The organism is Lachnoclostridium phytofermentans ISDg, from assembly GCF_000018685.1.
Classification (GTDB): Bacteria; Bacillota; Clostridia; order Lachnospirales; family Lachnospiraceae; genus Lachnoclostridium; species Lachnoclostridium phytofermentans.
Map to the genome: position 1 here is coordinate 2,368,710 of NC_010001.1, position 22,123 is coordinate 2,390,832.

At 34.5% G+C, this 22,123-nt stretch carries 21 protein-coding genes and 1 pseudogene; 15 read left to right on the top strand and 7 right to left on the bottom strand.

The window, feature by feature from the left end; translation table 11 throughout:
* Window positions 1–369 precede the first annotated feature (369 nt).
* The 7 genes from CPHY_RS09920 (at window position 370) to CPHY_RS09945 (ending at window position 8,103) form a co-directional block, all read left to right on the top strand.
* Entirely contained in the window at window positions 370–1,407 is a 1,038-nt protein-coding gene (locus CPHY_RS09920) for a glycoside hydrolase family 88/105 protein (RefSeq protein ID WP_012199942.1), read from the top strand.
* A 115-nt stretch (window positions 1,408–1,522) separates the two neighbouring features.
* Window positions 1,523–3,691 carry a 1,3-beta-galactosyl-N-acetylhexosamine phosphorylase gene (gnpA, locus tag CPHY_RS09925; RefSeq protein WP_012199943.1) on the top strand — a complete coding sequence of 723 codons (2,169 nt, stop codon included), beginning with the start codon at window positions 1,523–1,525 and terminating at the stop codon, window positions 3,689–3,691.
* A 100-nt stretch (window positions 3,692–3,791) separates the two neighbouring features.
* Window positions 3,792–4,037 carry a hypothetical protein gene (locus tag CPHY_RS09930; RefSeq protein WP_012199944.1) on the top strand — a complete coding sequence of 82 codons (246 nt, stop codon included), beginning with the start codon at window positions 3,792–3,794 and terminating at the stop codon, window positions 4,035–4,037.
* A 381-nt stretch (window positions 4,038–4,418) separates the two neighbouring features.
* A complete protein-coding gene (locus CPHY_RS09935) occupies window positions 4,419–5,981 on the top strand; it encodes an ABC-F family ATP-binding cassette domain-containing protein (RefSeq protein WP_012199945.1) in 1,563 nt (520 codons plus the stop codon).
* A gap of 365 nt (window positions 5,982–6,346) precedes the next feature.
* Window positions 6,347–6,478 carry a hypothetical protein gene (locus tag CPHY_RS22325; RefSeq protein WP_278183989.1) on the top strand — a complete coding sequence of 44 codons (132 nt, stop codon included), beginning with the start codon at window positions 6,347–6,349 and terminating at the stop codon, window positions 6,476–6,478.
* 183 nt (window positions 6,479–6,661) lie between these two features.
* A complete protein-coding gene (locus CPHY_RS09940; RefSeq protein WP_012199946.1) occupies window positions 6,662–7,702 on the top strand; it encodes a 2-hydroxyacid dehydrogenase in 1,041 nt (346 codons plus the stop codon).
* A gap of 14 nt (window positions 7,703–7,716) precedes the next feature.
* Window positions 7,717–8,103, top strand: coding sequence for a desulfoferrodoxin family protein (locus tag CPHY_RS09945; protein ID WP_012199947.1), 387 nt, complete (start codon window positions 7,717–7,719; stop codon window positions 8,101–8,103).
* A 244-nt stretch (window positions 8,104–8,347) separates the two neighbouring features.
* Here the strand turns inward: CPHY_RS09945 and CPHY_RS21700 are convergent, their stop codons facing one another.
* Both CPHY_RS21700 and CPHY_RS09950 read right to left on the bottom strand, forming a co-directional pair.
* Entirely contained in the window at window positions 8,348–8,485 is a 138-nt protein-coding gene (locus CPHY_RS21700) for a hypothetical protein (RefSeq protein WP_157668700.1), read from the bottom strand.
* 30 nt (window positions 8,486–8,515) lie between these two features.
* Entirely contained in the window at window positions 8,516–9,658 is a 1,143-nt protein-coding gene (locus CPHY_RS09950) for a sodium ion-translocating decarboxylase subunit beta (RefSeq protein WP_012199948.1), read from the bottom strand.
* A 529-nt stretch (window positions 9,659–10,187) separates the two neighbouring features.
* Here CPHY_RS09950 and CPHY_RS22450 point away from each other — a divergent pair.
* The 5 genes and pseudogenes from CPHY_RS22450 to CPHY_RS09965 all read left to right on the top strand — a co-directional run bounded on the left by CPHY_RS22450 (window position 10,188) and on the right by CPHY_RS09965 (window position 12,896).
* Window positions 10,188–10,391: a hypothetical protein gene (locus tag CPHY_RS22450; protein ID WP_041703463.1), complete on the top strand. Its 204-nt coding sequence runs from the start codon at window positions 10,188–10,190 to the stop codon at window positions 10,389–10,391.
* 2 nt (window positions 10,392–10,393) lie between these two features.
* The gene (locus CPHY_RS22455) at window positions 10,394–10,570 is read left to right on the top strand and encodes a hypothetical protein (protein WP_157668701.1); all 177 of its coding nucleotides are present in this window, start codon (window positions 10,394–10,396) and stop codon (window positions 10,568–10,570) included.
* Between the two features lie 59 nt (window positions 10,571–10,629).
* Window positions 10,630–10,977: pseudogene (locus tag CPHY_RS22650) on the top strand (DUF47 domain-containing protein); the annotation flags it as partial.
* The gene (locus CPHY_RS09960; RefSeq protein ID WP_242658002.1) at window positions 10,862–12,148 is read left to right on the top strand and encodes a TrkH family potassium uptake protein; all 1,287 of its coding nucleotides are present in this window, start codon (window positions 10,862–10,864) and stop codon (window positions 12,146–12,148) included. The pseudogene CPHY_RS22650 and the gene CPHY_RS09960, both read left to right, overlap by 116 nt.
* A 76-nt stretch (window positions 12,149–12,224) precedes the next feature.
* Complete coding sequence (locus CPHY_RS09965; protein ID WP_012199950.1) at window positions 12,225–12,896, top strand: potassium channel family protein; 672 nt, start codon at window positions 12,225–12,227, stop codon at window positions 12,894–12,896.
* A gap of 182 nt (window positions 12,897–13,078) precedes the next feature.
* Here CPHY_RS09965 and CPHY_RS09970 read toward each other — a convergent pair whose 3' ends face one another.
* The 3 genes from CPHY_RS09970 to CPHY_RS09975 all read right to left on the bottom strand — a co-directional run bounded on the left by CPHY_RS09970 (window position 13,079) and on the right by CPHY_RS09975 (window position 16,011).
* The gene (locus tag CPHY_RS09970; RefSeq protein WP_041703466.1) at window positions 13,079–13,267 is read right to left on the bottom strand and encodes a hypothetical protein; all 189 of its coding nucleotides are present in this window, start codon (window positions 13,265–13,267) and stop codon (window positions 13,079–13,081) included.
* A 62-nt stretch (window positions 13,268–13,329) separates the two neighbouring features.
* On the bottom strand, window positions 13,330–13,485 hold the full coding sequence (locus tag CPHY_RS21715; RefSeq protein ID WP_157668702.1) for a hypothetical protein: 156 nt from the start codon (window positions 13,483–13,485) through the stop codon (window positions 13,330–13,332).
* Between the two features lie 132 nt (window positions 13,486–13,617).
* Window positions 13,618–16,011, bottom strand: coding sequence for a GH36-type glycosyl hydrolase domain-containing protein (locus CPHY_RS09975; protein WP_012199951.1), 2,394 nt, complete (start codon window positions 16,009–16,011; stop codon window positions 13,618–13,620).
* A gap of 313 nt (window positions 16,012–16,324) precedes the next feature.
* On the opposite strand from CPHY_RS09975, the gene CPHY_RS22555 reads away from it, so the two are divergent.
* Window positions 16,325–17,077: a phage holin family protein gene (locus CPHY_RS22555; protein WP_012199952.1), complete on the top strand. Its 753-nt coding sequence runs from the start codon at window positions 16,325–16,327 to the stop codon at window positions 17,075–17,077.
* 103 nt (window positions 17,078–17,180) lie between these two features.
* Here CPHY_RS22555 and CPHY_RS09985 read toward each other — a convergent pair whose 3' ends face one another.
* On the bottom strand, window positions 17,181–18,404 hold the full coding sequence (locus tag CPHY_RS09985; protein ID WP_012199953.1) for an argininosuccinate synthase: 1,224 nt from the start codon (window positions 18,402–18,404) through the stop codon (window positions 17,181–17,183).
* Between the two features lie 260 nt (window positions 18,405–18,664).
* Here CPHY_RS09985 and CPHY_RS09990 point away from each other — a divergent pair, with 260 nt between their 5' ends.
* Together CPHY_RS09990 and CPHY_RS09995 are read left to right on the top strand one after the other, a co-directional pair.
* Complete coding sequence (locus tag CPHY_RS09990; protein ID WP_012199954.1) at window positions 18,665–19,333, top strand: phosphatase PAP2 family protein; 669 nt, start codon at window positions 18,665–18,667, stop codon at window positions 19,331–19,333.
* A gap of 115 nt (window positions 19,334–19,448) precedes the next feature.
* Complete coding sequence (locus CPHY_RS09995; protein WP_012199955.1) at window positions 19,449–20,042, top strand: Maf family protein; 594 nt, start codon at window positions 19,449–19,451, stop codon at window positions 20,040–20,042.
* 107 nt (window positions 20,043–20,149) lie between these two features.
* On the opposite strand, the gene CPHY_RS10000 is transcribed toward CPHY_RS09995, so the two are convergent.
* Window positions 20,150–22,081: an alpha-glucosidase gene (locus CPHY_RS10000; protein WP_012199956.1), complete on the bottom strand. Its 1,932-nt coding sequence runs from the start codon at window positions 22,079–22,081 to the stop codon at window positions 20,150–20,152.
* Window positions 22,082–22,123: the final 42 nt, after the last annotated feature.

Below are 22,123 nucleotides of genomic sequence, written 5' to 3' on the forward strand. Positions count from 1 at the left end.
TGTAAAGGTAATAATACATTAGATAAGTGTAAAAGTAATAATGTACACTAGATAAGTGTAAAGGTAATAATACACCAGATAAAAGTAATGTTATAATATACACGTGATAAAAGAAAAGGTATTAATGTACAAAAGATGAAAGAAAAAGAATACTGACAAGGATAAAAGTGAGTATCCAAAAACTAATTAGCTAGAAAAGTTACTTATGGAGAGAACAAAGGAAAAAAGTAATAAGATTATAATACCATGTAACCCTCCTGTTTTTTCAGGGGGGTTATGTGGTATCACAAAATAAATACGAAAGTAATGCACACAGCAAATTTGTGCTGACGCTCAAAAACGCAAGGCGATGGCAGAATGGAGATTAATATGTTAAAAATTGAGTATGACAGAGAAAATATATTAGAAGTAATTGACCGTGTTGTGAAAAAAACGATGACAATGGATATGACATGGGATTGGCCTTGTGGAGTTGCTTATTATGGAATAAGTGAGGCTTATCGCGTTACAAAAAATGAAGAATATATCAATCTATTAAAACAATGGACAGATGAATACATTGCACTTGGTTTACCTAATTGGACAGTAAATACCTGTGCAATGGGACACTGTATGATTACATTATATGAAGCAACTAATGATGAAAAATATTGGGATATTGTCATGAGCAAAATTGATTATATTCGTAATAAAGCGTTACGTTTTGGCGATAATGTACTTCAACATACCGTATCCGTTAATAATGATTTTCCAGAACAAGCATGGGCAGATACTTTATTTATGGCAGCATTTTTCTTGTTGCGTGTAGGCGTGAAATTAAAGGATCCTGATATGATCGATGATGCACTTAATCAGTATTATTGGCATATTCAATATTTACAAGAGCCAAGAACAAGTCTTTGGTATCATGGTTATAACAATATCAATAAAGATCATATGTCAGGATTTTATTGGGGACGTGCCAATGCTTGGGCAGCTTATACAATGTCACAGGTTAGTAAAAGACTTCCTGAACCATATTTATATCCAAACTATATGGAAATTGACTGCGCACTACGTGACCAACTAGCAGCTCTTAAACTCTTACAGACAAAAGATGGCTTATGGAGAACAATTCTTGATGATGAAGAGTCCTACGAAGAAGTATCTGCAAGCTGTGGAATCGCAGCAGCAATGGTAACAAACCAAAATCCACTTCACACCAAATATATTCAAAAAGCACTTGATGGTATTCTTAAAAACATATCAGAAGATGGTAGAGTACTTAATGTTTCTGGCGGAACAGCAGTAATGAAAGACAGAGAAGGTTACCGTAATGTACCTAAGACCTGGATGCAGGGATGGGGTCAAGGTTTAGCACTTTCGTTCTTATCCGCACTTGTGGACGATAGCCAGAAATTATTTTAGTGAACTAGGGCTATCGCATGATTTATGACAAGGAAAAGTTTACGCGATGCGCACTTTTTCTTGTGTATTCTGATCATTGCGATAGTCCTATCATGCATAGATAAGGAGAAATAACGTGGAACAACAAAAGGAGATTACCAAAGGTGGATTCACGCTTCCTGGCGAAGCCGGGTTTGAGAAGTTAACATTAGAACTTGCAAATAGATGGGGAGCTGATGTTATTCGTGATAGTGATGGAACTGAGTTATCAGATGATATTTTAAATGCTGGATACGGAATCTATTCCACCATCTGTTTGATAAGAGATCATAACGCTTGGGCGAAAGCTAATATAGACAAATTACAGCAGACTTTTCTGGTTACAAGTCCTGTAGTAGCTAATTCGGAAACTTTAACAATAGATTTGATGGAAGGCTTTTTTAAAGAGCAGTTTTTAGTAAATGATAGTGAGGAAGCCCTAGAGTACTGGCAGGTTTATGATAGAACGACAGAAACCCTTCTTCAGAAAGAGAGCTGGAGCTATCATCCACAGAATCAAACCGTAGTTTTAACAGGCATCTGCCCATGGCATAAATATACGGTTAGTTTTATGGCTTACCGTATCTGGGAAGAAATCTCAATGTATAACCATACTACAAACAATTGGAATAAAGAACATTTGATGCAAATAGATCCGATACATAAAGAAACTCAAGAGTATTTACTTACTTGGATGGATGACTGGTGTAAAAAACATGAACAGACGACAGTTGTTCGATTTACTTCTATGTTTTATAACTTCGTTTGGATGTGGGGAAGCAATGAGAAAAATCGATATCTATTCTCTGATTGGGCATCCTACGATTTTACAGTAAGCCCACATGCACTAAAGTTGTTTGAAGAAGAGTATGGGTATGTACTTACTGCAGAAGATTTTATTCATCAAGGTAAGTTCCATGTTACTCATATGCCGGCAGATAAACATAAGCTTGATTGGATGGAATTTATTAATAATTTCGTAGTAGACTTTGGCAAGAAATTAATTGACATTGTACATAACTATGGAAAATTAGCTTATGTATTTTATGATGATAGTTGGGTAGGTGTTGAGCCTTATCATAAAAACTTTGAAAAATTCGGTTTTGATGGTTTAATTAAATGTGTATTTTCAGGTTTTGAAGTAAGACTATGTGCTGGAGTTAAGGTTAATACCCATGAATTAAGACTTCATCCATATTTATTCCCAGTTGGCCTTGGTGGAGCTCCTACCTTTATGGAAGGTGGTAATCCAACACTAGATGCAAAGAACTACTGGATTAGTGTTCGAAGAGCCTTATTAAGGGAGCCAATTGATAGAATTGGTTTGGGAGGCTATCTTCACTTAGTGGAGGACTTCCCAGATTTTACTGACTATATAGAAAAAATAGCAAATGAGTTCCGCCGAATCAAAGAACTTCATAATGCGGGAAAACCAATGGCTCTAAAACCACGTATTGCGGTGCTTCATAGCTGGGGCTCACTACGTTCGTGGACATTATCTGGACATTTTCATGAGACCTATATGCATGATTTAATTCATATCAATGAAAGCTTATCTGGACTTCCATTCGATGTTAAGTTTATTAATTTTGAGGATATTAATCAAGGCGCTCTTGAGGAAGTTGACGTTGTAATTAATGCAGGAATTATGGGTTCTGCATGGACTGGGGGCCAAGCTTGGGAGGATCAGGAGATCATAGAACGCTTAACAAGATTTGTTTATGAAGGAAAAGCATTTATCGGGGTTAACGAACCAAGTGCTCTTACTGGTTATGATACACTATATCGTATGGCACACGTACTCGGCGTTGACATGGATCTAGGTGACCGCGTTTCTCATGGACGTTATAGTTTTACAGAAGAACCAGTAGAAGAATTAGAATTTGCGGAATGCGGACCAAAGGCAAAGAGAAACATTTATCTCACAGATGGTTTAGCAAAGGTTTTAAAAGAAGAGAATGGAATACCAGTTATGACTTCTTATGAATTTGGAAGAGGACGTGGTATCTATCTTGCTTCTTATGAACATTCTATTAAGAATGCTAGAACGCTTCTAAATATTATATTATATGCAGCAGGGGAATCCTTCCATCAAGAAGGAATTACAAACAATGTATATACAGAATGTGCTTATTACGAGAAAGATAAAATTCTTGTCATGATTAATAATAGCAATACCTTACAAGAATCATCTGTAACAATTAAAGGAAGAACATATACAAAGGATATTCCAGCATTCGATACCGTAATTCTTCCATTAGAATAGACATAATTTTAGAATAGTCATTGATACCAATATTCCTTGCGATGTCCTGAAAGAAATAACAGATTATGCCCATGTTGTAATTATGTTGTCCCCTCAGTCAATGTCTGTAGAGAAGTTTTTTGATAGAGGGGATGAAGAAAAGCAGTTTCTGTTATCAGAAATTGCAAAGTGTCCTAATCCTGAAAAAACACTTCAAAATTTCAAAGACTGCATAGCAAGAATTAATAGTCAAAAGCATTATGATCTATTTGCAAACAGTGGATTTTTTACCGTTGTGAGAAGCAATACTGAAACTGATACTCGAACAGAAACGTTTGAAATAATTGCAAAGCATTTCGGTTTGTAACTACTTGACTTAAAAAGAAATATCACTTATGATAGCAATATATGGAATATTAAATCAACACCATATACAGACGTGTATTATTGACTTAGCTTTTATTGTGAGACTTAATTATGATTACTTCTATTTTGAAAGGGATATTTTGAAATGAATCGAATTCTTAAATGGATAAAATTAGAATCTATTATGATAGCATTATTTTTCGTTAAGGGGATAAGTGCGTCCAAATTTAATAGATTTAGGAGAGTCCACATAGGAATTTTGGAATATTCATAATAAAAATGATATAAAATCATTGATATAGAATGATGTAGAATCATTATAATATATGAAAAAACCCAAGGCTTATTGGCTTTGGGTTTTTTGCGTCTATAGGAGGTTAGCATGATAGAATTAGGAATTAACAATGTATCAAAATATTACGGTGCAACAAAAATATTCGAGAACATTACATTTGACATAAAAACCGGGGAAAGAATTGGTTTAATCGGTCATAATGGATGTGGGAAAACAACCATATTAAAAATCATGATGGACTTAGAAGATTATAAAGAAGGTGACATTCATCTTCGCAAGGGAGCAAAGATAGGATATTTGAATCAAATTCCTGTATATGATGAGAAAATAAAAACCATAGAAGTTATTCGCGCGGCTTTTGAGCAAATATCCATCATTAAGAATCAAATGAATCAATTAGAAATACAGTTTGAAAAATTAAAAGGAACTGAATTAGAGAAAGCAATCCACCAATATGGGAATTTATCTGAACAATATGAGCTAGATGGTGGTTATGATTTAGAAACCAGAATCAATAAGATAACAGAAGGATTACAAATTACTGATAATCTAAAAGAGATGGCCTTTAACAATTTAAGCGGAGGAGAGAAGACCAGAGTTGTCTTAGCTAAAATACTCTTAGAGGAACCAGATATATTACTGCTTGATGAACCTACCAATCATCTGGATCTAGAAACAATTGGCTGGCTGGAAGGGTTTTTAAAAGAGTATAAAGGTTCCGTGTTAATCATATCTCATGACAGATACTTTTTGGATAGTGTTGTGAATAAAGTAGTTGAATTGGAATATAGCAGAGCTAATATTTATAACGGTAATTATAGCTACTTTGTGGTCGAAAAAGAAAGAAGATTTCTTATCGATTATAAGAATTATCAAAACCAGCAAAAGAAAATAGAGCAAATGGAAAATCAAATCAAACGATACCGAATTTGGGGTGAAATGCGAGATAGTGATAAGATGTTTAAACGAGCGAAGGAGCTTGAAAAAAGACTAGAAAAGATGGAAGTTCTGGGACGCCCTGTTCTTGATTCAAAGAAAGTCCGCTTTAATCAGGATATCGTGAATAGAACCGGGAAATTTGTTCTTGAGGTAGAGGATATCAGCAAATCTTTTGAAGAGAAAACATTACTTAAGAATATTAATCTAAATATTTTCTATCAGGACAGTGCCTGTATTATTGGAAAAAACGGCAGTGGAACTTTAGCAGAATATGAGGGAACTTTGCTTTTTGTTTCCCATGATAGGTATTTTATCAATAAGGTGGCAGATAAAATTATGGAGATTGAAGATTACGAGATCAACACCTATGATGGTGATTATAACTATTATCTGGAAGAGATTAAAAAGAAAAAAGATAACAGCATAAGCGGTATAAATAGTCTCATATTTAAATCAAATAAAGTGGTACAAATTAAAAAGTCAGATGATTCGATTCGTTCCAAGAATGCAGATGCGCTGAGAATCAAACGTTTAGCCCTGATTGAAGAAAACATAGAAAAGATGGAGATAAAACAAAAAGAACTAGAGAACGAAATGAACATGCATAACTCAGATATAAAATATCTGGAAGATATTTTCTTGGAAAAGCAAACTATTGAAAAAGAATTAGAAGCTATTTATGAAGAATGGGAAGAACTCATTTACTTTTGACAAAAGCATAAAGCCTACTATAAACAAAAGCATAAAATCTACTATAAACAAAAGCATAAAAGGCTACGATAAAGTTATACTAGAGAATAAACGTGATTATAGTACTATCGATTTTAATATGTAGAATGTTGTCATTTATACAGTGGGACAAGCAAAAAAGTACTACTAATATGCGTTGACAAAAACTGGCATCTATAATATAACAATTATAAATACTTTAGATAATTTATTATGGTTGCTTACATATGAAATTCCATTATGATATAGGAAATTCCTATAAATATAGGAAATTCCTATAAATATAGGAAATTCCTATAAATATAGGAATGATAAAGGTTATACCAATATGTATCTGGAGGTGAGTTATGGGTAAGGATAGTGGAAAAGCTATGGGTCCAGTAGGAAAGGTAGTTGCAGGAAAGAACGAAAAGAATAAGGCAGGTGCTAGCACCAGCAAAACTACTTCAAAGGCTACAAATAAATCGGGGAAAAAATAAATCAGGAAATACTACAAATGAACCAATAAACTGATCTATGACAGATGGAGATTACTATCTGTCATAGATAGAGTTTTAACATAAAGAGAAAAGCTATAGATTTGTAGCAAAATATTATTACATATTAAACAAGAAAAAGTACTCTTTTCGAACTTTTCCTTGTAATGTATAAAGGAGGAACATATGATAAAAGTAGCATGTTTTGACACCAAATCCTATGATAAGGAATGGTTTGATCGTAAAAATAACGGTGAATTTCAAATTAAATATTATGAAAATAAATTAAATGCAGATACTGCAAAGTTAGCTCATGGTTGTCAAGCTGTGATAGCATTTGTGAATGATTCGATAGATAAAGAAACGATTGAAGAATTGTATCAGTTAGGAATTAAAGTAATTGCAATGCGTTGTGCTGGTTATAACAATATTGACTTTAAAGAAGCTTACCAAAAAATAGCAGTAGTACGTGTACCGGGATATTCTCCACATGCTGTCGCAGAGCATGCAATGGCTTTGTTGTTATGTCTAAACCGTAAAATACATCGTGCTTATATTAGAACAAGAGATTATAACTTTAGTTTAAAAGGATTAATTGGATTTGACCTTTATAAAAAAACAATAGGAGTTGTTGGCACAGGTAAGATAGGTCAAGTATTTATTGATATATGTAAAGGTTTTGGTATGCGTGTACTGGCATATGATTTATATCCAGATCATAGCAAAGATATAGAGTATGTTAGTCTTGAGACGCTCTTTTCTGAAAGTGATGTAATATCGTTACATTGTCCATTGACAGAAGAATCAAAACACATGATTAATGCCGAAACCTTAAAATTAATGAAGCAGGATGCTGTCATTATAAATACATCAAGAGGTGCATTGATTGATAGTGAAGCCTTATTAGTAGCTCTGAAAGAAGAGAGGATTGCTGGTGCTGGACTTGATGTATACGAAGAAGAATCCGATTTATTTTTCGAGGATAATTCGGGTACTATACCAAAGGATGATGTGCTATCTTTATTAGTAGGTCTGCCAAATGTTATTATAACATCTCATCAAGGTTTCTTAACCAATGAAGCGTTAAGTAATATTGCTGAGACTACGATTGAGAATCTTAGAGCTTATTTTCATGATGAGTCTTTGATAAATGAAATATGTTACTTTTGCTTACCAGGCGGAACGAATCCGAACTGTAGAAAGCAAAAAGAAGGACGTTGTTTTTAGAGAGGAGAATACGTATGACTAAAGAGCAAAAATTTTTTATTTGTGAGACATGTGGAAACATTATCGGGATGATTGAAGATAAGGGTGTTCCAGTGGTATGTTGTGGTAAAAAGATGACTGAGTTAGTTGCTAATACTTCGGATGGAGCACAGGAAAAACATGTTCCGGTAGTGGAAGTAAAGGATAATTTAGTTTATGTAAGCGTTGGTACTGTTGTTCATCCTATGCTTGAGGAGCATTCTATCCAGTGGGTATATTTAAGGACGAATCAAGGCGGTCATAGAAAGAGCTTAGCACCAGGCAGTGAACCAAAGGTTGTTTTTGCATTAACTGAAGGTGAAGAAGCAATCGAAGTATTTGAGTACTGTAACTTACATGGTTTATGGAAAACTGTTCTTTAATTTCTGTTAGGAAAAAGCTTTCTTAGTACCTTTTCCTAGTTCGTGATAACGAAAAGTTCGCGAAGTGTACTTTTATTGTATTTGGTAAAGTAAGTTCACGTATGCATTACCTTGTATAGAAGATATTAATATCTCAAAAGTTACGCTAAGTACAAGGAAGAGAATTAATAATTAAAATTAAAAAAAGGGTGATGTATCATGTAATAAAAATACTAAGATGCATCACCCTTTTTGAATCAATGGACTACTTATTTTTCTCTTTTTTATCCGGAATTTTCTGAAGAATAACAACGATACCAGCAATTAGTAGCATTCCTAGTAATATACTTAACATGCCTCTCCACATAAATTCTAAGGTTATAAATATATTTTCTAAGTTCATGTACAAGCTCCTTTCAAAGAACTTTATGTTTTAATGTAAGAAAAATTCTAAGATAATACCTCCGGCTAGAACGGAGCCAATCTGACCTGCAACATTTGCTCCAACTGCATGCATTAATAAGTGGTTGGATGGATCTTCTTTGAGACCCATCTTTTGTATTACTCGTGCAGACATTGGGAAAGCTGAGATTCCGGCACCACCTACCATTGGATTAATTTTATTCTTTAAAAATAGGTTTAGGAATTTCGCAAATAACACACCACCAATGGTATCAAATACGAAAGCAAATAAGCCAAGTCCCATGATGATAGCAGTTTGAGCATTTACAAATGCGTCCGCTTTCATACTAAATGAAATAGTGATACCAAGTAATAGTGTTATTAAGTTTGCAAGAACGTTCTGAGCGGTATCGGATAAAGAGTTTAATACGCCACACTCTCTTAAAAGGTTACCAAACATTAAGAAACCTACGAGAGAAACAGACATTGGAGCAATAAAACCTGCAATTACGGTTACGATAATAGGAAAGAGAATTCGTGTACGTTTCGATATAGTAGCCGGATTGTAGGGCATACGAATCATACGTTCTTTCTTTGTTGTAACAAGTTTAATTGCGAATGGTTGAACGATTGGAACTAAAGCCATGTAGGAATAGGCGGCTACTGCTATAGCTCCTATGTACTGAGATTTTAATACTTGGGACACTAAAATAGAAGTAGGTCCATCCGCTGCACCAATAATACCAATGGATGCACAATCGTTAAGATTGAATCCGAATACAGGTGCTAATATAGCTGCTAAAGTCATTGTTAAGAAGATACCGAATTGTGCGGCACCACCAAAAAGAAACATTTTCGGATTTGATAAAAGAGGACCAAAATCAATCATTGCACCAATACCAATAAAGAGTAAAATTGGTAGTACTTCGGAGGTTTCTATTCCTACATGAAACATCCATTCAATGATACCATTTACATTCCCGATTCCTTCATAGGTTTGGTTGATAACACCGGATAAGGGTAGATTAATTAGGATTGCGCCAAATCCCATTGGTAATAAGAGCGCTGGTTCATAGTCTTTACAAATTGCTAGATAAATTAGAATACCACCAATGAGATACATTATTACTGGGCCCCAACCTAGGGTGGTTATTCTGAATAGTAAAGATTCCATAACATCCTCCACATTCTTCTTATTTTAGTATTGTAGAAACTCTAATTTAGCGGTGCTATATATCACCATAATTATATAATTCATAGGATATATAAGCAAGAAAAATATGTTAAAATAGCATTTAGAATCGAAATTATGTTTATAGAAATTGAACGACAGATAATAAATTCGAAAACTGAAACGAAATTAAATAATAGAAAAAGAAATTCAAAAACAGTAAAAAATAAATTACAGAATAAGAATTTGGATAATAGAAAAAGAAATGCAAAACAAAAAAGAAATAAAATATTTAAAATTTGAAATACAGGATACAATTAGGGATAGATACCAGGATTAGTTACAAGATAACATAAAGTATATAAATAGGAAGAAATACTTATTTATTAAGCAATTTTTACTATTTATTAACAAAAACAGACTAGTTATGAAAAAAAGTTGTAAAGAATTTGTTAAAAATCATTATACTGTATTGTTGTTATGTTTAACGAATGGTAATATGTGATTGAATTTAGACAAAGGGGGAAAGTTCATGAGCGTTTCGTTATCTGATTTTTTAATACAGATTACGAGTAACCCAGCGCTATTTATAACAGTATTATTAAAATTAGTGGTATTATTAATAAATGGTTGGACAGATGCCCCAAATGTAATTGCTTCTTGTGTATCAACAAGATTGCTATCACCCAAAAAAGCGATCTTGATGGCAGCAGTTATTAATTTCTGGGTGTGTTAGTAATGACTATGGTAAATAAAGCCGTAGCAGAAACTATTTATAATATGGTAGATTTAAGGGGGGATTCTTCGGATGCCCTGATTATCCTATGTGCAGCGTTATTTGCCGTAATTATTTGGGTAACAGTAGCATCATACTTTGGTATTAAGCCTTGGTTATTTAACAACAAAATTAATTGAACTCCTCTGTAGAAGAGCAAATCGTACATTAGTACAATTTCAAAAAGTCCACCAAGCTACATGATGCAATTGTAGAGTTAAACCGCTTAGAGGAAGAAGGAGATGCTTTATATGCACAACTCGTTAGAGATTTGCATATGAATTGTAAAGATCCAATCGAGTTATTTTCATGGACTCGTATATTAGATCTTTTTGAGATTTGCTGTGATGCCTGTGAAGACATTGCAGATGACATTGAAAGTATAGTATTAAAAATTCATAATTGTTTACATCAAGGGGTAGAAAATGAAACTGCTAAAAAGGGTAAGCCCTGGAAGATTAATATCATTAGGGTTTGCAAGTGTTATTTTGATTGGAGCAATAATTTTATGGCTCCCAATATCTGCAAACGATGGAGTAAATGTTAGATTTATAGATGCTTTGTTTACTTCAACAAGCGCGGTTTGTGTAACCGGATTAATTGCTGTCGATACAGCAGACACCTTTAATATATTTGGTCGTACCGTAGTAGGATTTCTAATTCAGATTGGAGGATTAGGGGTTACTAGTATCGGTGTCGCAATCTTGTTATTTGCAGGGAAGAAGGTTGGTATTAAGGGTAGAGTACTCATGAGAGATTCGATGAATTTAAACTCTCTGAAGGGTATTATGCAACTTGTTAAGGCAGTATTATTTACTACCTTATGCTTTGAAGTGGTAGGAACAATTTTAAGCTTCATCGTCTTTGTAAAAGACTATTCACCAGTTAAAGCATTGGGAATAAGTTTATTCCATTCGGTGGCAAGTTTTAATAACTCTGGTTTTGACGTTCTAGGACACTTTCAAAACCTCTTAAATTATAAAGATAATGTATTACTCAACTTAACTACAGCTGGTTTAATTATCTTTGGTGGTATGGGTTTTATTGTTACAAAAGAGCTTGTAGAGAAAAGATCCCTTCGTAAATTAAGTCTTCATACTAAGGTTGTACTTATGATGACTGGTATTTTGTTAACAGTAGGAACCGTACTTTTATATTTAACAGAAGATATTACTTGGCTTGGTGCCTTTTTTATGAGCACATCAGCTAGAACTGCTGGATTTAGTACTTATAATTCAGGCAATTTTACAAATGCTGGTTTATTTGTCTTAATTATTTTAATGTTTATTGGAGCCTCTCCTGGTTCCACTGGTGGTGGTATCAAGACAACTACCTTTTTTACATTAATAAAAAGCCTATATAGTACAGCCAAAAACAAACACTGTACAGCGTTCAAACGTAGGGTTCCAAATGATGTTATTTCAAGATCATTTGTAATATTTTTATTAGCAATGGGTTTGGTATGTTTAAATACGTTACTAATGTGTTTTATCGAACCTGATAACAGCTTTATACAAAATTTATATGAAATTACAAGTGCGTTTGGTACGGTAGGTTTATCTACAGGTATTACACCATATTTAAAAGATTTATCAAAATTAATATTAATTTTAACAATGTTTGTCGGAAGGCTTGGACCTATGACGATAGCTACCCTTTGGTCACATAAAGATAAGCCTAGTGTAAGCTATTCTGAGGAAAGTTTAATTATAGGATAAAAAAATGTGATAAGGATAAGGATATAGGAACATGAAAATGACAGATATAACAGACAAGTTTCTGTTAGGGAGGAATATGAAAAGTAATCGTTCATCAATTGAGTTTGGTATTATTGGATTGGGTAGATTTGGATATGCTTTAGCTGAGACTTTAGCAAGTGCTGGTAAAGAGGTAATGGTAATTGACAATAATGAAGATACCATTAAACAAATACGTGGAATAGTTCAAGAAGCTTTTGTTGCTGGAGCTTTAACACAAGAAGTACTAGAAGAGACAGGAATTCAAAATTGTGAGACTGTTGTTGTCTGTATTGGTGAAAAAGTTGATACCAGTATATTAACCACACTTCATGTAATTAACATGGGTGTACCACGTGTAATAGCAAAGGCATTTAGTTCAGATCAAGGTAAAGTATTAGAAAAGTTAGGTGCAGAGGTTATCTATCCAGAGAGGGATATGGCAATTCGTCTTGCAAATCGTTTGGTATATTCCAAAGCACTAGATTTTATTGAATTGAATGGTGACATCACAGTATCAGAGATACAAGTTACTGAGAAACTTATTGGAAAAACAATCACCGATATCGATGTTCGTAAAAACTTTAATCTTAACATTATCGCATTAGAGCATGGTAATATCACTACGATAGAGGTGTCTCCAGATACTGATTTAAAAGAAGGAGATGCTATTGTAGTTATCGGAAGAAAAGATCAAATAGCTAAATTTGAAGCGCATATTGCTTATTAATAGAATTAGTGAGTTCTATTAATCCTATTGCTTTTGATATTGACTTATATATACGAGGTATATTGTTATAAAAAAAGACAATCAGTTTTTGACTGATTGTCTTTTTTTTGATTGCGCCCAGCATGGGCGCAATCTCATCTTAGGTAAGAAGGGGTCGCAAAGGAAATAAAGAAAGGTTAAGTCTAATAATAATCTTCGGAGTCATAAACTTCGTCGATTTCCTCTTTGTCATCATCATCATAATAGTCATCACGCATTGACTTACTTTTATAAACTTGTTTGGCATTGGTTCTGGTAAAACCTACGTTGTTAGAACTGTTGGAAGCTGTTCTTTTGGTTGGGGTTGCTTTACTATTTTTAGAACTTTCCATGAGAAAAATCTCCTTTCCTTTTTGTCCGTAGTATGTACATTTTTATAAAAACTATGTGAAAATTAAGAAAGGGGAGTATGTAGGATATAAATAGTATTGAGAGTTCGAGACTCGTCTACTTCAAAGCCATCAATATGGCCATTGTTAATAATAGCTGTACATTGGTTAAATTCAAATTGTTCTTCACATTCTTCTAATGTGATAATATCCATATTCATAAGATTACCCCTATCTTTACTTTTCACTGCATTATATTCATTACAGAGAAAAGATAGAATAGGGGTAAAATAACAATTCGATATATTTATTACTTCTGCAAATAAAGTAGGATTATGGTAATAGCCAAATAGCTACATTACTAATAATACTTCATTTTCTACAGATAGTGATTCCGCAGGAATGTAATTTGAAGAAAGTATTGTTCCATTTAAGTAACATTCGCGGTAACCACCTTCTGCACCATCAAAGTTTTGTATCGTAATATTTAACTTCTTATTGCGGAACATCTTAGTAATTTTAACTTCTTTCCAATTGGATGGTATGGAAGGGGAGAGTAATAGACCATCGAAGTTAGGACGTATACCTAAGATACCTTCGACGCAGCCAACCATCACAGTTGATGCAGTTCCTGTCAACCAGTGTACATGGGATCGGCCTTCAAATGGGCTATCAACCGATTCTGTAAATTGCCCATGAACATATGGTTCAAGAACACGGACATCTGCATTATCATTCTGAGAAGATGGAGAGCTCTCCTTAAAATACTGATAGGCGCAATCACCATGACCCATTAAGGATTCTGCAAGGATGATCCAACCTTGTGGCTGCGAGAAGATACCACCATTCTCTTTGGTTGATTTATTAAATAAGATAGCAAGAGCACCGTCAAATGCATGGTCAACGTAGGATGGAGCCATTAAGCGGCATCCATACGCTGTATTTAATTCGCGATGAACACTCTCTAATGCTTTTTCAGCTTGGTCCTTAGTAGCAAGACCACTAATCACTGACCATGACTGTGGATTTAGCCACATATTTGCTTCTGGATCTTTCTTAGAACCGATTACTTGACCATCTTCTTTAAAGCCACGGATAAAACGATCTTCTTCCCAACAATATTTCTGGATGGTTTCACCAAGTTCTGTTTGTACTTTATCTAAATAGGCAAGATAAACGTCATCATCTTTTTCCTTTGCAAACGCACGAATTACGGTCATAGCATAATATAACTGTAGTGCTACGAAGGAAGATTCTCCTTTTTTACCAAGTCGCAAACAATCGTTCCAATCAGCATGAAGTCCAGCAGGCATATTATGTGCCCCTAGGCGCTCCATAGAGAAATTTATAGCTCTCTTTAAGTGATCATAAACGGTTCCTTCGTCTTTATTAGCATATGGAATAACTTCATCAATAAATGTTTTATTTCCTGTTTCAGAAATGTACTTTAATACCGTAGGGAATAACCAGAGAGCGTCATCTGCACGGTAAGCTGGATGTCCAGTTGCTTGTGCATAAGAAGCATCGTCAGGAGTATCTTCATGACCAGCGTTATGATTGAACTTTACTAATGGTAAACCGCCACCATTATCTACCTGCGCTGATAGCATGAAGCGAATCTTTTCACCCGCCAATTCTGGATCAAGATGAATGATACCTTGTATGTCTTGTACGGTATCTCGATAACCGTAACCGTTTCTTAATCCTGCATACATGAAAGAAGCGGCTCTTGACCAGATAAATGTGATAAAGCATTGGTAAGCATTCCACGTATTAACCATATGATTAAAGTTATCATCTGGGGTTTGAACCTGGAATTGCTCTAATTTTCCATGCCAATATGTTTTTAACTCTACTAACTCATTCTCGATGATAGAAAAATCCTCATAACCTTTTAAAATTTCTGCAGAGTCTTTATCATTTTTCTTACCTAATATGTATACTAATTCCTTTGTTTCACCAGGTGCAAGAGTTAATATGGAGTGAAGGGCACCGCATGCGTTAGAATTATAATTTAAAGTATTATCGCAGCATCCATTGATAACGGCAACTGGATTTCCATAACTATGATAACGCCCAATAAAGGATGCCTTGTCACCATTATAGGAAACAATAGGTTGACCTACACTACCAAAGAAACGTTCACGGTAATTCGTACCTTCTGCATTCTTGCCAGTATTTTCGTTAATTGTTTGTAGGATCTTATTCTCTTTAAAATAAGTTTTGGTAATAAAGAGTGTATACTGGAGATTAACTTGATCATTTTCATAATAGTCCTCATTCGTAAATTCAATGAAGCCGAAGGTGGAAATTTTTCGTTCTTTATTGTCGGTATTGGTTACAGACAACTTCCAAACTTCATGTGTCTTGTTTAAAGGAACATAATATAAAGCTTCGGAATGAATATTAGAATAATCAGCACTAATTTTGGTATAAGCGGTACCATGACGGCATTCATTTTGATAAACCGATAAATCTTTACCAACTGGCTGCCATGATGCTGACCAATAATCCCCTGATACATCATCACGTAAATAAATATATCTTCCTGGTTTGTCTTCCTGATTGAATATATATCTTGATATTCTACCATTTGCACCACTCTTCACAAAGCTATAGCCACCTGCGTTATTCGATATAATAGCACCATACTCGGGGGAACCCAAATAATTTGCCCATGGAGCTGGGGTATTCGGTTTTGTAATTACATATTCTCTGTTTGCTTCGTCGAAGTAACCGTAATTCATAACAATCTCCTTTACTTTATTCATATTTGCAAGACATAAATTCTTCTAAACGTTTGGGATATTATAGCATAATTAAAGATTTCGAAACAATGTTTAATCATATCCTTATCAAAGGGCTTAGATAAGATACGACATGAGAGACTGTTTGGTTATGACTATTTAATAACAAACGATAAGAAACTTCGTCAAAAGGGTCTACTTGGAGTGATCAAAATTAAATGTGTACTTCAGTTTATTAAGAATTGTCGAATTAAGGCACATTCATTGGAGAGGAGCATATTCTAATAGTAAATACGGTACAAGGAGGGGGAATATGAAAGATATCGTAACATCAATTCAGATATTAATATCTAGTCTTGGTGGTTTCTTAGGATGGTTTTTAGGTGGGACTGATGGTTTTATGTATGCATTGTTATTGTTTATCGTTATTGACTATCTTACAGGTGTTATGGTTGCTATCTTGCAGCATAAGGTATCAAGTGAGGTTGGGTTTCGGGGCATTTTTAAAAAGGTAGTTATCTTATGTCTTGTTGGAATAGGCCACATTATTGATACGAATGTTGTTCGTAGTGGTAATGTAATGCGAACTGCAATTATTTTTTTCTATTTATCAAATGAGGGAATCAGCATTTTAGAGAATGTTGCAACGATTGGACTGCCTATACCAAAAAAATTATTGGATGTCCTTGTAGCGTTAAAATCAGAAAATAGTAATGGAAGCTTGGATATAAAAAAATTAGAGGAAACATTAGAAAGTGGTAATAGTGAAGAATGTAAGGAAAGTAAAAAAGAAAATATAGGGGAGAGTAAAGAAGATAGATTAGAAGAGAGTAAAGAAGATAAATTAGAGGAGGATAAAGAAGATAAATTAGACGAGAGTAAAGACGATAAATTAGAGGAGAGCCAAAAAGATACCTTAGAGAAAAGTAGAGATACTAACTTAGAGGAAGATAAAAATGATGATTCTGTGGAAAGTAAAGAGGATAGCACGTATAAAAATAAAAAGGATAACATGGAGGAAAGCCAAAAAAAGAACAGTGTAGTAATCCAAAAAAGAAAAATGTGAAGAAGACGAAAAAGATTACATTGAGTAAAAATAAATAGAAACGTTAACAAGGGAGCCCAGAAGATTTAGAATTTAAATCTATCTGGGCTATTTGATTATATAGTTATTTATTTTTTTCTACTTCAGCCATCTTCATAGCACGAACCTTTAAAGAAAGTCCAAAAAGATTGATAAATCCTTCTGCATCATGATGATTATATAGTTCCCCTGTTGTGAAAGATGCAATGCTTTCATTATATAGAGAATATGGGGAGGTTGTTCCTTGTTTAATAATATTACCTTTGTAAAGCTTTAATTTAACTTCACCTGTTACATATTCTTGAGTTACTTCAACAAAAGCTTGGAGAGCTTCACGAAGAGGAGTAAACCATTTACCTTCATAGACAACATCAGCGAATTTATTTCCGATCTCTTTTTTGCAAGAAAGTGTAGCTCGATCTAAGATTAATTCTTCGAGCTGAGTATGAGCTTCCATTAAAATTGTTCCACCAGGAGTTTCATACACACCACGAGACTTCATACCAACAACTCGGTTTTCTACGATATCAATAATACCGATACCATACTTGCCACCAAGTACGTTTAATTCTTCGATGATCTCAGAAGCTTTCATTGCCTTACCATTAAGAGCAACAGGAATACCTTTTTCAAATGTTAAACTTAAGCTTTCCGCTTCATTTGGAGCTTTTTCGGGAGATACACCAAGTACAAGTAAATGATCATAGTTTGGAGCATTTGCAGGATCTTCTAACTCTAGACCCTCATGGCTAATATGCCATAAGTTACGGTCACGACTATAGCTATGGCTTGCATCAAATGGCAAATCGATTCCGTGTGCTTTACAATATTCGATTTCATCTTCTCTAGACTGCATCTTCCAGGTATTGTTACATCTCCATGGAGCTATGATCTTTAAGTCTGGAGCAAGTGCCTTAATGCCTAATTCAAAACGAACTTGGTCATTTCCTTTTCCAGTTGCACCATGGCATATTGCAACAGCATTTTCTTTTATTGCAACTTCTACTAATTTTTTTGCTATTACTGGTCTGGCCATAGAAGTACCAAGAAGGTATTTATTTTCATAAACAGCGCCAGCTTTTACACATGGCATTACGTATTCATCTACGAATTCATCGGTTACATGCTCGATGTATAATTTCGTAGCACCGGATAACTTTGCTCTTTCTTCTAATCCATCTAATTCATTTCCCTGTCCGACATCGATACAGCAGCAAACCACATCATAATCATAATTCTCCTTTAACCATGGAATGATAGCTGTAGTATCAAGACCGCCGGAATATGCTAAAATAACTTTTTCTTTCATAATAATATCCTCCTTAACAAGTTGTTATGCACTTTAAAACAAATACAGATGCATAAATAGTATTTTATATTTATAAATATACATCATAATAAAAAAATATGCAATCCATAAATTAAGAAAAATTTAATTTATTCTTAGGGTATGTTTAAGACTTATTTAGTTGTTTCGTTTGTTAGACTGTGATAGAATAATTACTTAGAGGTTGCAAAATATTAGAAAAAAATGGCGAATTATTTGTGACCTAGAAAGGGACATTGATAATGAAACAAATTTTAAAGAAGTATAATCATGCCTGGGTATTGCTTTATTTCATAATTTATTTAGTATGGTTTTTCTATTTAAATCAAGCAAGTGTTGATTCTTTTCATTTAGTTAAATCTAGTCTAGATGACAAGATACCGTTTATTGAGTGGTTCATCATTCCTTATTACATATGGTTTCCTTATGTACCGGTTGTCATTGCTTATTTTTTCTTTACTTCCAAAGAAGATTTTTATCGTTGCACTGGATTTTTATTTATTGGAATGACAATCTGTCTGATTGCATACTCCATTTATCCTACAGGAATAAATTTCCAACATGATTTAGATTCTCTAGGAAGAAATAATTTTATGATTGAGATGACTCGTTTTATTTATAGTGTCGATCCCGGAACGAATGTTTGTCCGAGTATTCATTGTTTCAATTCCATAGGATTAACAACAGTAATAATAAAAAGCAAACGACTTGGGAAGTCTAAACTTATTGTTACTGGGTCCATAATATTAAGCACATTAATCTGTATGTCAACAGTTTTTGTTAAGCAACATTCCATTATTGATGTATTTTTTGCGATTGGACTTGCAATTATCATGTATTTTATAATCTATGTTCCAAATTATGAGCGCTTATTTAAAAAAAGTAGGTTAGAGGTTTTAGAGGGGAAATAATTTATAGTGTATTAAAATGAACTATTATACAGTGGAGTAACGTATCAGAATGACACCTTGCGAATATTTTGTTTTTGCTCAAATTTGCAGGATTGCGACAGAATGGAGAGGTTTTATGTATCAGATAGTTTTAGCTTCAGGTTCTCCAAGGAGAAAGGAAATCTTATCACAGGTAGGTATCAATTTCACGGTTTGTGTCAGTAATATGGAAGAAATAACATCAGAAACTTTACCTGAAAACATTGTGATGGAACTTTCAAAGATGAAAGCCCATGATATCGCTAAACAATATGAAACAAATACAATTATCATAGGTTCAGATACAATCGTAGCATACAAAAACCAAATTCTTGGAAAACCCAAGAATGAGGATCATGCGAAGGAAATGTTACAATTGTTGTCTGGGGTAACACACGAAGTATATACTGGTGTAACAGTGATTATAAAAAATGATTCAGGAGAAGTAGAAGAGCGCACGTTTTTCGAAATATCCAAGGTTACAGTTTCAGACCTTACCGAGGAAGAAATTATGGATTATATCAAGTCCAAGGAACCTATGGATAAGGCTGGAGCTTATGCTGTTCAAGGAAGATTTGCAGCGCATGTTACAAGAATTGAGGGGGATTATTATACTATTGTAGGACTCCCGATTGCTAGACTTTATCAAGAGGTTAAGAAGTTTGGGATTGATCTTGTAAAGCAGATGTAACCCTCCGCCTAAGAACTAGGATGATGATGTATAAAAAGGCAGTCTATACCGTATGAAGTAGGTATAGACTGCCTTTTTAATTCGCTAATGTTTTTCGTTGTATATCACTAAATACGATAAACCCTACCCTCATAAGCACGAAGAGATTTCATGACTTTCGCTGGATAATTGCAGAGTACTAAGCCCTTTCTTTCGTCGGCAGAAGCAGATAAACTTTCCAAACCTTCTAAACTTTCCGAAACAGGTACATTTCCCGGAAGTTTCTGCTCATCATTACTCAAATTACAGATAATCAGGTAAGTTTCACCCTCTAGGTAACGAGTATAGATCAAAATATCCTTCCGCTTCTTATGCGTGAATTCAATATCTCCATAAATCAATGCTGGTGTTTTTCTCCTGAGTGCAATCAAATCCCGATAAAAAGATAAAACAGACTCTGAATCCTGCATCTGAATCTCAGCATTACACACTAATTCATCGCCGTCACTGTCAATCCAAGGTACTGCATTTGAGAAACCACACCCAGGTTTCGCTGACCACTGCATAGGTGTACGGGCATGGTCACGACTTCCTGCAAGGATTTGAAGAAAAGCTTCTTCTTTTGGCATTTTTTCACAGAGTTCCTTATATTTATTAATACTTTCTACATCTCGAAAATTGCTAATCTCGTGGAAATCTTTATTAATCATTCCAAGTTCTTGCCCCTGATACAAAAAAGGAGTACCTTTTAACGTCATCTGAATCATGGCTAACATCTTTGCAAGCTCCTGGCGATGTGTATGGGTATGGTCAACTTTAGAAAGCATTCGAGGGTTGTCATGGTTATCATAAAAAAGCGACATCCATGAGGTATCCGCGAAATTTTCCATCCAGTCCATAATATAAGATTTATAATAATTTAAATCATACTCATATTGATCAAATCGAGCATGTCCGCTGGTTTCTAGATGATCAAAGGAAAACATCATATTAAGCTCACCACGGCTATCGTCTGTAAGAAGTTTTCCCATCTTCATTCCGATACCAGGAGTTTCTCCCACAGAAAAAGCCTGATAAGGTGTGAAAGCCTCTTTCTGTATTTCCTGCAAATGGTTATGAAGCTTTGGTCCATAAAAATAATGTTCAATTCCTGTAAATCCCATCAGATTTCCGATGAAGGAATCACCATCCGGTAGTCCAGTCTCCTTAGAAATATAGTTGATTACATCCAGGCGAAAGCCATCTACCCCTTTTTCTAACCACCAACGAATCATTTGATAGATATCTTGTCTAAGCTTTGGATTCTCCCAATTTAGATCCATTTGCTTTTTGGAAAATAGATGTAGTCCCCAGAGATCTTCCTCAGGATAGTGGTTCCAAGCACTACCGCTAAAAAAAGAAGTCCAGTTGTTCGGTTCTTTTCTTAGAAAATAATAATCTCGGTAAGTAGATTCTGAAGATTTCAACGCTTCTTTAAACCAGTGATGTTCATCGGAAGTATGATTTACCACCAAATCCATGACTAAACGCATATTGCGTGCATGAAGTTCCGTAAGCAGGAGATCAAAATCTTCCATGGTACCGAATTGTGAATCAATCTTTTGGTAATCTCTAATATCATATCCATTGTCATCTCCTGGAGAATCATAGATAGGAGAGAGCCAGAGGGCATCCACGCCAAGCTCCTTTAAGTAATCTAATTTCGAAATAATACCGGGAAGATCTCCGACACCATCACCATTTCCATCCATGAAACTGCGAGGATAAATCTGATAAAACACAGCTTCCTTCCACCAAGTAGGAGTAATTTTCTTATCCTTAGATGAGTATGGATCAAGCCTGTCGTTGGATTGATTTAACAGGGCAAGTAATGCATCAAAGAAGCCATTTCCTAGTTTTTTTCCTGCAATACGATTGAGGAAGGAAAGAGGTAAAGCACCGATGACAGGATTTTCAATCAACCCTTTGGAAAGACCTGCCTGCAATAAAATTTTATTGATGACATCATACCCCACAGGATGGCGGTATAAGTCACGTAATTTACTTTTAAGTGTATACATTTTAGGCTCCCAACTGCGCTCAAAGGCACGCGTTTCAATCAT

Bases quoted from the DNA above. Each gene is read 5' to 3' on its own strand.
- CPHY_RS10000 (WP_012199956.1), bottom strand. From the start codon at position 22,081: ATGTATACACTTAAAAGTAAATTACGTGACTTATACCGCCATCCTGTG.
- CPHY_RS21700 (WP_157668700.1), bottom strand. From the start codon at position 8,485: ATGAACTTAGAAAATATATTTATAACCTTAGAATTTATGTGGAGAGGC.
- CPHY_RS09970 (WP_041703466.1), bottom strand. From the start codon at position 13,267: ATGGAAAGTTCTAAAAATAGTAAAGCAACCCCAACCAAAAGAACAGCT.
- CPHY_RS09985 (WP_012199953.1), bottom strand. From the start codon at position 18,404: ATGAAAGAAAAAGTTATTTTAGCATATTCCGGCGGTCTTGATACTACA.
- CPHY_RS09940 (WP_012199946.1), top strand. From the start codon at position 6,662: ATGATAAAAGTAGCATGTTTTGACACCAAATCCTATGATAAGGAATGG.
- CPHY_RS09920 (WP_012199942.1), top strand. From the start codon at position 370: ATGTTAAAAATTGAGTATGACAGAGAAAATATATTAGAAGTAATTGAC.
- CPHY_RS09965 (WP_012199950.1), top strand. From the start codon at position 12,225: ATGAAAAGTAATCGTTCATCAATTGAGTTTGGTATTATTGGATTGGGT.
- CPHY_RS09995 (WP_012199955.1), top strand. From the start codon at position 19,449: ATGTATCAGATAGTTTTAGCTTCAGGTTCTCCAAGGAGAAAGGAAATC.
- CPHY_RS22450 (WP_041703463.1), top strand. From the start codon at position 10,188: ATGAGCGTTTCGTTATCTGATTTTTTAATACAGATTACGAGTAACCCA.
- CPHY_RS09945 (WP_012199947.1), top strand. From the start codon at position 7,717: ATGACTAAAGAGCAAAAATTTTTTATTTGTGAGACATGTGGAAACATT.
- CPHY_RS22555 (WP_012199952.1), top strand. From the start codon at position 16,325: ATGAAAGATATCGTAACATCAATTCAGATATTAATATCTAGTCTTGGT.
- CPHY_RS09975 (WP_012199951.1), bottom strand. From the start codon at position 16,011: ATGAATTACGGTTACTTCGACGAAGCAAACAGAGAATATGTAATTACA.
- CPHY_RS21715 (WP_157668702.1), bottom strand. From the start codon at position 13,485: ATGAATATGGATATTATCACATTAGAAGAATGTGAAGAACAATTTGAA.
- CPHY_RS09930 (WP_012199944.1), top strand. From the start codon at position 3,792: ATGTCTGTAGAGAAGTTTTTTGATAGAGGGGATGAAGAAAAGCAGTTT.
- CPHY_RS09990 (WP_012199954.1), top strand. From the start codon at position 18,665: ATGAAACAAATTTTAAAGAAGTATAATCATGCCTGGGTATTGCTTTAT.
- CPHY_RS09950 (WP_012199948.1), bottom strand. From the start codon at position 9,658: ATGGAATCTTTACTATTCAGAATAACCACCCTAGGTTGGGGCCCAGTA.
- CPHY_RS22455 (WP_157668701.1), top strand. From the start codon at position 10,394: ATGACTATGGTAAATAAAGCCGTAGCAGAAACTATTTATAATATGGTA.
- CPHY_RS09935 (WP_012199945.1), top strand. From the start codon at position 4,419: ATGATAGAATTAGGAATTAACAATGTATCAAAATATTACGGTGCAACA.
- CPHY_RS22325 (WP_278183989.1), top strand. From the start codon at position 6,347: ATGGGTAAGGATAGTGGAAAAGCTATGGGTCCAGTAGGAAAGGTAGTT.